Annotated in this window: 12 protein-coding genes, 1 pseudogene and 1 riboswitch; of the genes and pseudogenes, 8 read left to right on the top strand and 5 right to left on the bottom strand. The window is 71.0% G+C overall.

Going from position 1 to position 14,263, the window contains the following annotated elements:
* Positions 1-17 precede the first annotated feature (17 nt).
* Both JK364_RS19145 and JK364_RS19140 read left to right on the top strand, forming a co-directional pair.
* The gene (locus tag JK364_RS19145) at positions 18-1,973 is read left to right on the top strand and encodes an ABC transporter permease (protein ID WP_201852574.1); all 1,956 of its coding nucleotides are present in this window, start codon (positions 18-20) and stop codon (positions 1,971-1,973) included.
* Between the two features lies 1 nt (position 1,974).
* The gene (locus JK364_RS19140; protein WP_230992181.1) at positions 1,975-2,964 is read left to right on the top strand and encodes an ABC transporter substrate-binding protein; all 990 of its coding nucleotides are present in this window, start codon (positions 1,975-1,977) and stop codon (positions 2,962-2,964) included.
* A 39-nt stretch (positions 2,965-3,003) separates the two neighbouring features.
* Here JK364_RS19140 and JK364_RS19135 read toward each other — a convergent pair whose 3' ends face one another.
* Together JK364_RS19135 and JK364_RS19130 are read right to left on the bottom strand one after the other, a co-directional pair.
* Entirely contained in the window at positions 3,004-3,579 is a 576-nt protein-coding gene (locus JK364_RS19135; protein ID WP_201852332.1) for a Uma2 family endonuclease, read from the bottom strand.
* Positions 3,580-3,732: 153 nt separating this feature from the next.
* Complete coding sequence (locus tag JK364_RS19130; protein ID WP_201852331.1) at positions 3,733-4,212, bottom strand: carboxymuconolactone decarboxylase family protein; 480 nt, start codon at positions 4,210-4,212, stop codon at positions 3,733-3,735.
* Between the two features lie 47 nt (positions 4,213-4,259).
* Here JK364_RS19130 and pdxR point away from each other — a divergent pair, with 47 nt between their 5' ends.
* The 3 genes from pdxR (at position 4,260) to JK364_RS19115 (ending at position 7,682) form a co-directional block, all read left to right on the top strand.
* Positions 4,260-5,849 (top strand): MocR-like pyridoxine biosynthesis transcription factor PdxR, encoded by a 1,590-nt coding sequence (pdxR, locus tag JK364_RS19125; protein ID WP_201852330.1) that lies wholly within the window; start codon positions 4,260-4,262, stop codon positions 5,847-5,849.
* A gap of 279 nt (positions 5,850-6,128) precedes the next feature.
* Positions 6,129-6,479 carry a hypothetical protein gene (locus JK364_RS19120; protein ID WP_020870628.1) on the top strand — a complete coding sequence of 117 codons (351 nt, stop codon included), beginning with the start codon at positions 6,129-6,131 and terminating at the stop codon, positions 6,477-6,479.
* Positions 6,480-6,494: 15 nt separating this feature from the next.
* Positions 6,495-7,682: a glutathionylspermidine synthase family protein gene (locus tag JK364_RS19115; protein WP_201852329.1), complete on the top strand. Its 1,188-nt coding sequence runs from the start codon at positions 6,495-6,497 to the stop codon at positions 7,680-7,682.
* Between the two features lie 53 nt (positions 7,683-7,735).
* Here the strand turns inward: JK364_RS19115 and rocD are convergent, their stop codons facing one another.
* Entirely contained in the window at positions 7,736-8,956 is a 1,221-nt protein-coding gene (rocD, locus tag JK364_RS19110; RefSeq protein WP_201852328.1) for an ornithine--oxo-acid transaminase, read from the bottom strand.
* Between the two features lie 32 nt (positions 8,957-8,988).
* Positions 8,989-9,086: riboswitch (ZMP/ZTP riboswitch) on the top strand.
* A 39-nt stretch (positions 9,087-9,125) separates the two neighbouring features.
* On the opposite strand from rocD, the gene glyA reads away from it, so the two are divergent.
* Positions 9,126-10,397, top strand: coding sequence for a serine hydroxymethyltransferase (gene glyA / locus JK364_RS19105; protein ID WP_201852327.1), 1,272 nt, complete (start codon positions 9,126-9,128; stop codon positions 10,395-10,397).
* Positions 10,398-10,801: 404 nt separating this feature from the next.
* On the opposite strand, the pseudogene JK364_RS19100 reads toward glyA, so the two are convergent.
* Positions 10,802-11,326, bottom strand: a pseudogene (locus JK364_RS19100) (RNA polymerase sigma factor); the annotation flags it as partial.
* A gap of 76 nt (positions 11,327-11,402) precedes the next feature.
* On the opposite strand from JK364_RS19100, the gene trpS reads away from it, so the two are divergent.
* Together trpS and JK364_RS19090 are read left to right on the top strand one after the other, a co-directional pair.
* Positions 11,403-12,416: a tryptophan--tRNA ligase gene (gene trpS / locus JK364_RS19095; protein ID WP_201852326.1), complete on the top strand. Its 1,014-nt coding sequence runs from the start codon at positions 11,403-11,405 to the stop codon at positions 12,414-12,416.
* A 234-nt stretch (positions 12,417-12,650) separates the two neighbouring features.
* Positions 12,651-13,250 (top strand): 2'-5' RNA ligase family protein, encoded by a 600-nt coding sequence (locus JK364_RS19090; protein ID WP_201852325.1) that lies wholly within the window; start codon positions 12,651-12,653, stop codon positions 13,248-13,250.
* Positions 13,251-13,361: 111 nt separating this feature from the next.
* On the opposite strand, the gene dprE2 is transcribed toward JK364_RS19090, so the two are convergent.
* Complete coding sequence (gene dprE2 / locus JK364_RS19085; protein ID WP_201852324.1) at positions 13,362-14,120, bottom strand: decaprenylphospho-beta-D-erythro-pentofuranosid-2-ulose 2-reductase; 759 nt, start codon at positions 14,118-14,120, stop codon at positions 13,362-13,364.
* Between the last annotated feature and the right edge of the window lie 143 nt (positions 14,121-14,263).

Below are 14,263 nucleotides of genomic sequence, written 5' to 3'. Positions count from 1 at the left end.
CCACCACCGGGACGGCGGTGGCCGCGCCGCGCCCGTCCCTGCTGAGCGCCGTCGTGCACAGCCGCGCCGCGCGCAAGCTGGCGGTGCTCGTGGTGATCGCCGCCGTGCTCGTGCCCCTCGCGCACGCCAAGTGGGCGAGCGGCAGCTGGCCGCACGCGCTGACCGTCGATGTGTCCGGACCGCTCGGCGATGCCAGCGACTGGATCCTCGACAACCGTGACAGCCACTGGATCTTCCTCTACTTCTTCGGCCACATCAGCAACGTCATCATCATTGGCGTCCGCGCCGTCTACGTCGCCCTGCTCGCCCTCGGCTGGGCCGGTGTCACCGCCGGGCTGACCTTGCTCGCCTGGCGGGTCGCCGGGGTGCGGATCGCGGTGACGACCCTGGTGTCCTTCGCCGTCTGCGGACTGCTGGGCATGTGGGTGCCGACGATGCAGACGCTCGCGCTGATGGTCATCGCCGTCACCGCCTCCGTCGTCATCGGCGGACTGCTGGGGCTGGCCGGTGGCCTCTCGGAATGGGCGTTCCGGGTGCAAAGGCCGGTGCTCGACACCATGCAGGTGCTGCCCGCGTTCGCGTATCTGCTGCCCGTTGTGATGATCTTCGGCAACGGCGTGCCCGGCGCGGTGCTGGCCACCGTGATCTACGCGGCTCCGCCCATGGCCCGGCTCACCGCCCTTGGCCTGCGCGGCGCGGACGCCGGGGTGCTGGAGGCCGTGACCTCGCTGGGTGCCACCTGGCGGCAGCGGCTGCTGTCCGCCCGGCTGCCGCTGGCCCGCAAGGAGCTGCTGCTGGGCGTCAACCAGACGATCATGATGGCGCTGTCCATGGCCGTGATCGCGTCCGTGATCGGCGGCGGTGGTCTCGGTGACCGCGTCTACCAGGCGTTGTCCAGCGTGGACGTCGGCAAGGCGCTCGCCGCGGGACTCCCGATCGTGCTCCTCGCCATCGTGATGGACCGCACCATCGGGGCGGCGGGCGAGCAGCTCGGCCAGCCCCCGGCCGAGGGCGGGCCCCGGCTGCTGCGCGGCTGGCCCGCGTGGGCGGGGGTCGCGGCGATCACCGCGGTGATCACCGTCGTCGGACGGCTGATCGGTTCCCAGACCTGGCCGACCGGCTGGACCGTCGCCATCGAGGAGCCCGTCAACCAGTTCAAGGAGTGGATGGTCGACCACCTCTACACCGGAGTGCCCGTCGTCGGCGGCACCGCCGAATGGGCCGCGGACTACGTCAAGTGGATCCTCGACCCGCTGCGTGACGGGCTGCAGGGCCTCCCGTGGTACGCGGTGCTGCTGATCGTCGCGGCGCTGGCCTGGCTGATCGGCACCTGGGCCACCGCGCTGACCGCCACCGCCGCCATGGCCGCGATCGGTGTGCTCGGGGTGTGGGAGCCCTCCATGGACACCCTCTCCCAGGTGCTGGCGGCCGTCTTCGTCACGCTGGTCCTCGGCTTCGCGATCGGTATCTGGGCCGCCCGCAGCACCCGGCTGGAGCGGATGATGCGACCGGTGCTGGACATGTTCCAGACCATGCCGCAGTTCGTGTACCTGATCCCCGTGGTCGCGCTGTTCGGTGTCGGCCGCGCCCCGGCGGCGGCCGCGGCCATCGTCTACGCGCTGCCCGCCGTCATCCGCATCACCACCCAGGGGCTGCGGAACGTCGACCCGGCGGCGCTGGAGTCGGCGCGCTCCCTCGGTGCCACCCAGGGGCAGCAGTTGCTCCAGGTCCAGTTGCCGCTGGCCCGCCCGGCGCTGCTGCTGGCCGTCAACCAGGGCGTGGTGCTGGTGCTGGCCGTGGTCGTCATCGGCGGTCTGGTCGGTTCGGGCGCGCTCGGCTACGACGTGCTGTTCGGCCTGGCGCAGGGCGATCTGGCGACCGGTCTGGTCGCCGGCGCGGCGATCGTCTGCCTGGGGCTGATGCTCGACCGGGTGACCCAGCCGACCTCGCGCCGCGAGAAGAAGGGGGCCTGAGATGGCTACGGCCCGTACGTATCGACGCCGGCGGCTGCTGATGGCCGCCACCGGGGTCACGGCCCTGCTCACCGCGACCGGCTGCGGCGCGGCGGACATGACCAAGCAGTCCTCGCCGTACGCCAATGTGGGCGGGGCGAAGAGCGTCACGCTCTCCGTCCAGTCGTGGGTCGGCGCCCAGTCCAATGTCGCGGTCGCCCAGTATCTGCTGGAGCACGAACTGGGCTATCGCGTCGACACCGTCCAGGTGGACGAGATTCCGGCGTGGGACGCGCTCAGCCAGGGCCGGGTGGACGCGATCCTGGAGGACTGGGGCCACCCCGAGCAGGAGCAGCGCTACGTCAAGGACAAGAAGCTGATCGTGCCGGGCGGCGGGCTCGGCGTCACCGGCCATATCGGCTGGTGGGTGCCGAAGTACTTCGCCGAGAAACATCCGGACGTCCTGAACTGGAAGAACCTCAACAAGTACGCGAAGACCTTCAAGACCGCGGAGAGCGGCGGCAAGGGTCAGCTGCTGGACGGCTCACCGTCGTATGTCACCAATGACAAGGCGCTGGTGAAGAACCTGAAGTTGAACTACCAGATCGTCTTCTCGGGTTCGGAGGCGGCGCAGATCACCCAGATCAAGCAGTTCGCCAAGGCGGAGAAGCCGTTTCTGTCGTACTGGTACGAGCCGCAGTGGCTGTTCAACCAGGTGCCGATGGTCGAGGTCAAACTGCCCAAGTACACGGACAAGTGCGCTGCTGAGGGCACCAAGGACCCCGAGTCCATCGACTGCGCCTACCCGACCACACCGCTGCAGAAGTATCTGAACGCGGACTTCTCGAAGGAGGGCGGCAAGGCGGCGGCATTCCTGAAGAAGTTCCACTGGACCAAGGAGAACCAGAACGAGGTGTCCGAGTTGATCGCCTCGAAGGGGATGTCGGCGCAGGACGCCGCGAAGAAGTGGGTCGAGGCGCATCCGGACGTCTGGAAGAAGTGGCTGCCCTGAGCCACTGGAGGAGTGGCGGGGCAGCCCAGGGCGCCGTAGCTACTTCTTCGGGAAGAGGGCTGTATCCAGGCTGAGGTCGAGCGGTTCGGGGAGCGTCAGTTTCTCCCCGAACATTGCTCGGTGCTCATCGCGGTAGAGGCCCTTCCCGTCGGGATGCGAGTACACGGTCGTGCTCCCGTCGCCGTCGTGCGGATCTACGAGCAAATAGACCGGCACGTTGGAGTGCGCGTAGCCCTTGACCTTGGCTGTGAGATCGCGGTCCCGGGTAGAAGGCGAGGTGATCTCGGCGACGAGCAGGACGTGATCAGCGTTGAGCTGCCAGTCGTCGGGACTGCTTGTGGCGCCGGATTTGTAAACGACCAGGTCAGGGATGTATCGCTCTTCGGTGGCGGGCAAGAATACCGTCGTGGTGTTGGTGACGAACCAGTCCTCCGGAACTCCCTGGTTGAGCCATCGCTGCAACCGCGCGTAAATCTCGTTGTGGAAAATCGTGGGCGTCGGTGAGATGACGATCTCCCCCCCGATGAGTTCCGCTCGCTTCCCCTCCGGCAACTCAAGCCGGGCATGGATCTCGAGCAGAGTTTCGAACTCTTGGTCGGGCAGTGGCGCCGTCATCACGAGACCTCCCATTGGCGGGTCCCCCTTCTGGCTGTGTTGCCTTCGTGCCGTACTGCCATGCGGGGGCCTGTCACCATCATGCGTTACGCGATGACTCCGATGTCGGATAACGGTCCCCCGTCGTCGATAACGACGAACGGGGGTGGATGGTCACATGTTCGGCTTGTAGGCGCCGGGGGCCATGCGGGTGGTCACGCCGATGCGGTTCCAGGCGTTGATGGTGAAGATCAGGGCGATGAGCTGAGCCAGCTCCCGCTCCTCGAAGTGTTTGGCGGCGTGCTCGTAGACCTCGTCCGGGACGAAGCCGTCGGTCAGGACGGTGACGGCCTCGGTCAGGGCGAGGGCGGCCTGCTCCTTCTCGGTGTAGAGGTTGCCGGCCTCCTCCCAGGCGTTGAGCAGGTAGATGCGCTCCTCGGACTCGCCCGCCGCGCGGGCGTCCTTGGTGTGCATGTCGAGGCAGAAGGCGCAGTGGTTGAGCTGTGAGGCACGGACCTTGACCAGCTCGGCCAGGGTCGGGTCGACGCCCTTTCTGGCGGCCGCGTCCAGGGTGACCATGGCCTTGTAGACCTCGGGGGCGGCCTTGGCGAACTGCATCCGGGGGCCGTGTGCGTGGGAAGTTCCGGTCGTCATGTCCTCCACGCTAGAGGCCGGGCGGCCCAGGGGTATGGTCCATTTCCATGGCGGATTCATGGGCCACTCCGAGGGGTGAACCCGGACAGCGGACAGGCGGCCCCGGACAGCGGGCGGACGGCCCCGGACAGCAGGCCGGTTCCGGGGAGTGGGCTGCCGCGTACGGACGGCGGTCGGGCGGTCCGGCCGGGCCGGGGGCGGATCTCCATCTGGATCTGCCGCGGGGCGGCGGGACCGGGGTGAAGGACGCGCTCATCCGCGCTCTGCGCGACGCCGTCCGCGGCGGGCGGCTCGCCCCGGGCACCCGGCTGCCCTCCTCCCGCTCCCTCGCCGCCGACCTCGGCGTCGCCCGGAACACCGTGGCCGACGCCTATGGGGAGCTGGTGGCAGAGGGCTGGCTTACGGCCCGGCAGGGCTCGGGCACCCGGGTCGCCCGGCGCGTCGTGCCGCCCGAACCCGCGCCGCCGCGCACACCCCCGCCCGCCGCCGTGGCCGCCACCCGGCCGGCCTACGATCTGCGGGCCGGTCAGCCCGATGTCTCGGCCTTCCCCCGGTCCGCCTGGCTCTCCGCGGCCCGGCGCGCCCTGACCGCCGCGCCGAACGACGCCTTCGGCTACGGCGACCCCGCCGGACGGCTCGAGCTGCGGCGGGTCCTGGCCGACTATCTGGCGCGCGCCCGCGGGGTGCGGGCCGCGCCCGAACGGATCGTGGTCTGCGCGGGGTTCGTCCAGGGGCTGGCCCTGCTCAGCAGGGTGCGGGCGAAGGCCGGTCACCGTGAGGTGGGCGTGGAGTCCTACGGGCTCGACGTCCACTGGAACGTGATGCGCGGGGCCGGGCTGCGCACCGTGCCGCTGCCGGTCGATCAGCGGGGCGCGCGGACGGCGGAGCTGGACCGGTCGGCCGGGCTGCGGACCGTTCTGCTCACCCCGGCGCATCAGTTCCCCACCGGGGTTTCGCTGGACCCCGACCGGCGCGCCGCCGTGGTCGACTGGGCGTCGCGGGTGGGCGGGCTGGTCCTGGAAGACGACTACGACGGGGAGTTCCGCTATGACCGTCACCCGGTCGGGGCGCTCCAGGGGCTCGACCCCGAGCATGTGGTCTATCTGGGCACCGCCAGCAAGAGCCTGGCGCCCGCGCTGCGGCTGGCCTGGATGGTGGTGCCGGACCATCTGCTGGACGACGTCCTGGCGTTCAAGGCAACCGGGGAGTGGCAGTCGGGCGCCCTGGACCAGCTGACGCTCGCGGAGTTCATCGACTCCGGGGCGTACGACCGCCATGTGCGTGGCATGCGGATGCGCTATCGGCGGCGCCGTGACCAGTTGGTGGCGGCGCTCGCCGAACGCGCCCCGCGGGTGCGGGTCACGGGCATCGCGGCGGGGCTGCACGCGGTGCTCCAACTGCCGCCCGGTACCGAGCGGTCCGTGGTGCAGGGCGCGGCCTGGCAGAGCCTCGCCCTGGAGGGGCTGTCCCGCTACCGCTACCGCGAGCAGCGGGAGCCGAACGAGCCCGGACCGGGTCCGAACGAGCCCGGACCGGGTCCGGACGGGCCGCCGGACGCGCTGGTCTTCGCCTATGGCGCCCCGCCCGACCACGCCTTCACGGGCGCGCTGGAGGCGCTGTGCCGGGTGCTGCCCTGACGCCCCACGTTCCGGCTGCCCGAAGTCACACGCCGAGCGCTCAGGTCACCGCACCCGCCGAGCGCCCAGCGAACTCCCCGCACCGACTGGCTCCCCGCACCAACTGGTCACACGAGCCGACGACGAGCGGCCGGCCATCGCCGCCCTCCGGCGAGTGGCGCGCTTCGCGAAAGCGCGAGGCTAAGGTGGGCGGTTATGGCCTCGGGGGAGCCGAGGGCCTCGGGCGGGACGGCGGCCCGGGGGAGAGGAACGGGGCGACGGGGCGACGGGGAGACGGGGATGGAACGGAAGACGACGCGGCGGCTGCGGTCGAGCACGGTGATCCTGGGCGGTATGGGCGCGCTGGCGGCGGCGCTCACCTCCTGTGGTTCGGAACCGGACAAGCGCTGTGTGGACCGGGACAGCTATGACGCGGTGAACGGCTATCGGGTCGTCGACTCCAGCGCCTGCAAGGGCTCTTCGTCCACCACGGGCGGCAAGGGCAAGAAGAGCCGCGGCACATCGGGCGTCGACGGCGAGTGGTACTACGACTCCGACGTCAGCGGCCGCTGGGCGGACTACGGCACCTTCGACAAGAGCAAGGCGGCCGACCGGGGCGGCTTCGGCTGCTCGGGCTCCGGCGGCGGCTGAGCGGGCCGCCCGACGATGAAGCGCCACACCATCGACCCCCGCCCCGACTGGCAGTCCACGGTGGAGGAGCAGGGGGTCATCTATCCGCTGACCCGCTACCCGGACGGCTCGCTGCGTCCCTACTGGGACGAGAGCGCCTACTACGCCTTCTCGCTGCCCGAGGTCGAGGCGCTGGAGGAGGTCGTCGAGGAGCTGCACCGGATGTCGCTGGCGGCGGCCGCCCATATCGTCGAGACCGGCCGCTTCGCCGACCTCGGCATCGACGATCCGCGGCTGGCCGGGCTGATCGCCGAGTCCTGGCACCGCCGGGCCGAACAGCCCAGCGTCTACGGCCGGTTCGATCTGCGCTACGACGGTGAGTCGGGCCCGGCGAAGCTGCTGGAGTACAACGCCGACACACCCACCTCGCTGGTGGAGGCGGCCGGCGCCCAGTGGTTCTGGATGGAGGACCGCTTCCCGGGCGCCGACCAGTGGAACTCCCTCCATGAACGGCTGGTCGACGCCTGGCGCACCCAGGCGGCGCTGCTGCCGCCGGGGACACCCCTGTACTTCGCCCATTCGGCCGGGGACGAGCTGGGCGAGGACCTGATGACGGTGGCCTACCTCCGGGAGACGGCCGAGCAGGCCGGGCTGAGGACCGAGGCGATCTCCATGGAGGACATCGGCTGGGAACGGCTGTCGGGCCGCTTCGTGGACAAGCGGTTCCGCTTCATCCGGAGCTGCTTCAAGCTCTATCCCTGGGAGTGGCTGGCCACCGACCGGTTCGGTCCGCATGTGCTGGACACGCTGGACAACGGGGGTGGCACCGGATCCACCCTGTGGATCGAACCGGCCTGGAAGATGCTGCTGTCCAACAAGGCGCTGCTGGCCGTGTTGTGGGAGCTCTTCCCGGACCACCCCCATCTGCTGCCCGCCTACCTCGACGGGCCCCGGGAACTGGCCCGCACCACCGGCTATGTGGCCAAACCGCTGCTGGGCCGCGAGGGCGCGGGGGTCACCGTGCATCCGCCGGGCGAGGAGCCCGTCGTACGCGACGAGCCGTGCTGCTACCAGGAACTGGCGCCGCTGCCCGACTTCGACGGCAACCGTGTGGTGCTCGGCACCTGGGTGGTCGAGGGCGAGTCGGCGGGGCTCGGCATCCGCGAGTCGGCGGGGCTGGTGACGGATGAGTACGCGCGCTTCATCCCGCACGTCATTCTCTGAGCGAGACCGGTCACTCTCTGGGAGAGACCGGTCATTCTCTGGGCGATACCGGATCACTCGGCCAGCACCGTCCTCAGCTGGTCCAGCCCCCACGCCAGATCCTCCTCGCTGATCACCAGGGGCGGGGCGATCCGGATCGTGGCGCCATGGGTGTCCTTGACCAGCACGCCGCGGTCCATCAGCCGCTCGGAGATCTGCCGCCCGGTGCCCCGCGACGGATCGATGTCCACCCCCGCCCACAGCCCCCGGCCGCGCACCTCCTGGACGCCCTTTCCCCGCAGCAGCCCCAGCTCCCGGTGGAGCCGCTCGCCCAGCGTGGCCGAGTGCCGCTGGAACTCCCCGGTCCGCACCATCGCGATGACCTCCAGGGCGACCGCGCAGGCGAGCGGGTTGCCGCCGAAGGTGGAGCCGTGCTCCCCGGGGCGGTGCACCCCCAGCACCTCGCGGGAGGACACCACCGCCGACACCGGCACCACCCCGCCGCCCAGCGCCTTGCCCAGCACATAGACATCGGGGACCACGCCCTCGTGCTCACAGGCGAAGGTGGTGCCGGTGCGGCCGAGGCCCGACTGGATCTCATCGGCGATGAACAGCACATTCCGCTCCCGGGTCAGCTCCCGGACCCCGGTCAGATAGCCGGGCGGCGGCACCACCACCCCCGCCTCGCCCTGGATCGGCTCCAGCAGCACCGCGACCGTCTCCTCGGGTGCGGCGTCGAGCGTCGCCGCCATCGCCGCCAGATCCCCGTACGGCACGATCGAGAACCCCGGGGTGAAGGGGCCGTGATCGGCACGGGCCTCGGAATCGGTGGAGAAGCTGATGAGGGTGGTCGTCCGGCCGTGGAAGTTGTTCGCGGCGGCGATGATCCTGGCCCGGCCGTCCGGGACGCCCTTGATCCGATAGCCCCATTTGCGGGCGGTCTTGACGGCCGTCTCCATCGCCTCTGCCCCCGTGTTCATGGGCAGCACCATCTCCATGCCGCACAGCTCGGCCAGCTCGGAGCAGAAGGCGCCGAAGCGGTCGTGATGGAAGGCGCGGGAGGTGAGGGTGACCCGGTCCAGCTGGGCCTTGGCGGCCTCGATCAGCCGGCGGTTGCGATGCCCGAAGTTGAGCGCCGAGTATCCGGCGAGCAGATCGAGATAGCGGCGGCCCGCGACATCGGTCATCCAGGCGCCTTCGGCGGACGCGACGACGACCGGCAGCGGATGGTAGTTGTGCGCGCCATGGGCCTCGGCGGCGGCGATGGCCCGCTCCGCGGAGCGTCCCGGTCCCATCTTGTCCTCCTTGTCTCACTAGCTAGAGTGGGGGTGCGCATCGTGACTGGCGAGCCGAGCGTGGAACCGACCACGAGGAAGCGATGCGCGGCCACAGCGCCACGAGGTGCCGCCCGCCTGGGCACCCCGGGACACGACCGGACCGTCACCGATCGCCCCGGAGGATTCGATGAGCCTGCCCCTGTCCCATCCCGCCCTTCTCGCCGCCGACCCCGAACTCGCCTCCCTCATCGGCTCCGAGGAGCTGCTGCAGTCCGAGACCCTGCGCCTGATCCCGAGCGAGAACTATGTCTCCGCCGCCGTCCTGGAGGCCTCCGGGACGGTGCTGCAGAACAAGTACAGCGAGGGCTACGCGGGCCGCCGCTACTACGAGGGGCAGCAGGTCATCGACCAGGTGGAGACCCTGGCGATCAACCGGGCCAAGGCCGTCTTCGGCGCCGAGCACGCCAATGTCCAGCCCTACTCCGGCTCGCCCGCCAACCTCGCGGTCTATCTGGCCTTCGCCCGGCCCGGTGACACCGTGATGGGCATGTCACTGCCCATGGGCGGCCATCTCACCCATGGCTGGGGCGTCTCCGCCACCGGCGCCTGGTTCCGCGGTGTCCAGTACGGGGTGCGGCAGGACACCGGCGTGATCGACTTCGACCAGGTGCGTGAGCTGGCCCGCAAGGAGCGGCCCAAGCTGATCTTCTGCGGGGGCACGGCGGTGCCTCGCACGATCGACTTCGCCGCCTTCGCGGAGATCGCCCGCGAGGTGGACGCGGTGCTCGTGGCCGATATCGCGCATATCGCCGGTCTGATCGCGGGCGGCGCCCATCCCTCGCCCGTTCCGTACGCCGATGTCATCTCCACCACCACCCATAAGACGCTCCGGGGTCCGCGCGGCGCGATGCTGATGTCGCGCGAGACCCATGCCAAGGCCATCGACAAGGCCGTCTTCCCCGGGCTCCAGGGCGGTCCGCACAACCAGACCACCGCCGCCATCGCGGTGGCCCTGCACGAGGCCGCCCAGCCCGCCTTCCATGACTACGCCCGGTCCGTGGTCGCCAACGCCAAGGCGCTCGCCGAGGCACTGCTCGCCCGCGGCTTCGACCTGGTCTCCGGCGGCACCGACAACCATCTGATCCTGATGGACCTGACGCCCAAGGAGGTGCCGGGCAAGGTCGCGGCCAAGGCCCTGGACCAGGCCGGGATCGTGGTGAACTACAACACCGTCCCGTACGACCCGCGCAAGCCCTTCGACCCCTCCGGCATCCGGATCGGCACCCCCTCCCTCACCTCGCGCGGTCTGACCACCGAGCACATGCCCGCCGTGGCCGACTGGATCGACCGCGGGGTGACCGCCGCGAAGAGCGGTGACGAGGGCGCCCTCGCCAAGATCAGGGCCGAGGTGTCCGAGCTGATGGCGGCCTACCCGGCGCCCGGTCTGCCGACCGGCTGACCCCCGGCGCGGGGCCCTGTCCGGCCTCCAGGCCGGGCAGCGGCCGCCACCACTGCTCCTCCAGGATCCGGTCGTCGTCGGCCACCGGAACCGGCAGGCCCACGATCCGGGCGAGCACCCGCTCGACCAGCGTCTCCCCGCCCCCCGGCGGGGCGCCGCCCTCCGCTGCCCCCGGGGGCGCGCCGTCCTCCGGCTCCACGCCGTCCGCTCGCGACACGCCGTGCCGCGACGGTGCGCCGGACGGCGATATCCCCGGCCCCCGCCCGAGCGCCCGCAGCTCTCCGGGCAGCCCTTCCTCGGCCATCTCCCGCGCCTCCCCACTCCATCTCATCGGCCGTCTCCCTCTCGGTCTTCGAGGTCTCGGAGGTCTTCGAGGTCTCCCAGGTCTCCGAGGTCTCCGGCGGCCCCAGCAGCCGCTCCAGCCGTCTCAGGGCGCGGCTCAGCCGCGATTTCACCGTGCCGCGCGGCCAGCCCAGCGCCTCCGCGGTCTCCCCCTCGTCCAGATCCAGCAGATAGCGGTAGATCACCACCCGCCGCTGCGGCTCGCTCAGCTCCTCCAGCGCGGCCAGCAGCCGCGCCCGCCGCTCGCCCGCCAGCGCCACGGCCGCCGGATCGGCCGACTCCGGTATCACCGGCTCGGCTCCGGCCAGCAGCGCCCCCTCCCGGTCCGCCGCCGTGCGCCTCCGGCGCGCCGAGCGCACCGCGTTACTCGTCTCATGGGCGACGATCCGCAGCAGCCAGGGCCGGAACGCCGCCTCGCTCTGGAACCGCCCGAGCGCGAGATACGCCTTCACAAAGGCGTCCTGCACCACATCCTCGGCATCCGCGCCCGCCCCGAGCAGTCGGGCGGTGCGGTGCGCGATCGGCGCATGGGCCCGCACCAGCTCGGCATACGCCTCGGCGTCGCCGGCCCGCACCCGCGCGATGATCTGTGCTTCACCAGTCCTCACACATCTCATACACCGGCGGACGGAGTCTGGTTCCACACCTGAGAGAATGGGTGCCATGGCCCTCGATCGTCCCCGTGCGCTCTCCGGTATCCAGCCCACCGCAGGTTCCTTCCACCTCGGCAACTACCTCGGCGCGATCCGGCAGTACGTCGCGCTGCAGGAGACCCACGACGCGTTCTACACCGTGGTCGACCTGCACGCGATCACCGTGCCGCAGGATCCGGCGGAGCTGCGCGCCAACAGCCGGCTCGCCGCGGCCCAACTGCTCGCCTCCGGTCTGGACCCGGACCGCTGCACGCTCTTCATCCAGAGCCATGTGCCCGAGCACGCCCAGCTCGGCTGGGTGATGAACTGTCTCACCGGCTTCGGCGAGGCGTCCCGGATGACGCAGTTCAAGGACAAGTCGGCCAAGCACGGCGCCGACCGGGCCACCGTCGGCCTCTTCACGTACCCGATCCTCCAGGTCGCGGACATCCTGCTCTACCAGGCCAACCACGTCCCCGTCGGCGAGGACCAGCGCCAGCACATCGAGCTCACCCGCGATCTGGCCGACCGCTTCAACGGCCGCTTCGGCGAGATCTTCACCGTCCCCGAGCCGTACATCGTCAAGGAGACGGGGAAGATCTACGACCTCCAGGACCCGACGATCAAGATGAGCAAGTCGGCGTCCACACCGAAGGGCATCGTCAGCCTCCTCGACGAGCCCAAGGCCTCGGCGAAGAAGATCAAGAGCGCGGTGACCGACCTCGAGACGGAGATCCGCTTCGACGAGGAGAAGAAGCCGGGCGTCAGCAATCTGCTGACCATCTACTCCACCCTGACCGGCACCGCCATCGCGGAGTTGGAGCGCCGTTACGAGGGCAAGGGCTACGGCGCGCTCAAGACCGACCTCTCCGAGGTGCTGGTCGAGTGGGTCACCCCGTTCCGCGAGCGGACCCAGGAATACCTGGGCGACCCCGCGATGTTGGACGGAATCCTGGCCAAGGGCGCGGACAAGGCCCGAGCCGTCGCCGCCGAGACGCTGGCCGCCACCTACGACAAGGTGGGCTTCCTGCCCGCGGCGCGCTGAGCGGCGCGCCGAGCGCCGTGCGCACCGCCCGGTGAGCATGGCGCGCCCCGCGCACGTACCCATACGGACGCGCGGACAGCGGAACACACCGGTCCGGCCCCCTGACCAGGGGGCCTTTGGACGGGTGTGCCAAAGGACCGAGGAATCTAGCCGCGAGGGCGGCGCAGCCGCCACACTGACACGGGTGCAGCGGCCAGAACCCAGCAGCCCGGGAGGGCCAGGAGGGAGAACGCAGTGGGGACCGTAACGCTCGGCGTTTCGATCGCGGTCCCGGAGCCGTACGGCAGCTTCCTCCAGGAGCGGCGCGCGGGCTTCGGGGACCCGGCCGCCCATGGCATCCCCACGCATGTCACCCTTCTGCCGCCGACCGAGGTCGACGTCTCGGCGCTGCCCGCCGTGGAGGACCATCTGGCGCGGGTCGCGGCCGAGGGGCGGCCGTTCCCGATGCGGCTGGAGGGCACCGGCACCTTCCGGCCGCTCTCGCCGGTGGTCTTCGTCAGGATCGTCGAGGGCGCGGAGGAGTGCGCGGCGCTCCAGGAGCGGATCCGGGCGGAGTCCGGGCCGTGCGCGCGTGAGCTGCAGTTCCCGTACCACCCGCATGTCACGGTCGCGCACGGCATCGACGAGGAGGCGATGGACCGGGCGTTCGCGGAGCTCGAGGAGTACGAGGCCGCCTGGACGATCACTGGCTTCGCGCTGTACGAGCAGGGGGCGGACGGGGTCTGGCAGCTGGACCGCGAATACCCCTTCGGGGCGGATGAACAGCCGGGCGGTGCGCCGCCCGTGGTGCCCCGTCAGGTGGATCTCTCGCGCCCGGCGGCACCCTCTCACTGAGCGTTCCGCCGGAACGCTCCGTGGGGGTTCTGGTGCGTCAGTCATCCGCGGGCCCGTCGTGGCCGGCCGCGCCCACGCGGCGGAGCCGCACATCGACACCGCTGCGCGCCCCTACGCGGGCCCGCTCGGGCGGGAGACGGCGCGGGGCAGCAGGCGGCGTGCCGCCGTCATCAGCCGCAGCGCGCCCGGCGCCCAGACGACCGGTGCGCGCCGCCGCAGCCCCTCCTCGATGGCCTCGGCGACCGCCTGGGGCGAGGTGGCCAGCGGCGCGGGCCGCAGCCCGGCCGTGAGCTTCGTACGGACGAAGCCGGGGCGTACGACCATCACATGGACGCCCGTGCCGCGCAGCGCGTCCCCCAGCCCCTGGGCGAACGCGTCGAGCCCGGCCTTGGCGGAGGCGTGGATGAAGTCGCTGCGGCTGACCCGTCCGGCGGCGGCCGAGGTGAGCACCACCAGTGAGCCATGGCCCTGGCGGCGCATGGCGTTGGCGCAGATCAGGGCCGCGGAGACGGCGCCGGTGTAGTTGGTCTGGGCGACCCGGACCGCCGCCGGGGGATCGGTCTCGTCCCGAGCCTGGACGCCCATGACCCCGAAGGCCAGCAGCACCAGGTCGATGTCGTCCTCGGCGAAGACCTTGCCCAGGGTCACCTCGTGGGCCTCGGGGGCGAGCGCGTCGAAGGGCACCGTAAGGGTGTCGGCACCGAGGTCCCGCAGCTGCCGCGCGGTCGACTCCAGGGCGGGCGAGGGACGGCCGGCCAGCCAGACCGTACGGGCGCGCCGGGTGATCAGGCGGCGGACGGTCGCCAGGGCGATCTCGGACGTACCGCCCAGGACGAGCAGCGATTGCGGGGAACCGACGACGTCCTTCATGGAGGGAACTTATCCCCACGATCCATGGCATATGGAGTGATCGTGCGTCCGTATGCGCGCCCTCACCGAAAAGAGTGATGAGCGGAGCGCCGGTCCGGGGAACCCGGATATCCGTACCGCGCGCCCGGCGCGCCGAGGAATGA

Source organism: Streptomyces endocoffeicus, assembly GCF_016741935.1.
Taxonomy (GTDB): domain Bacteria; phylum Actinomycetota; class Actinomycetes; order Streptomycetales; family Streptomycetaceae; genus Streptomyces; species Streptomyces endocoffeicus.
The sequence above is the reverse complement of the archived record's forward strand: the minus strand, read 5'-3'. Positions and strand labels throughout refer to the sequence as shown.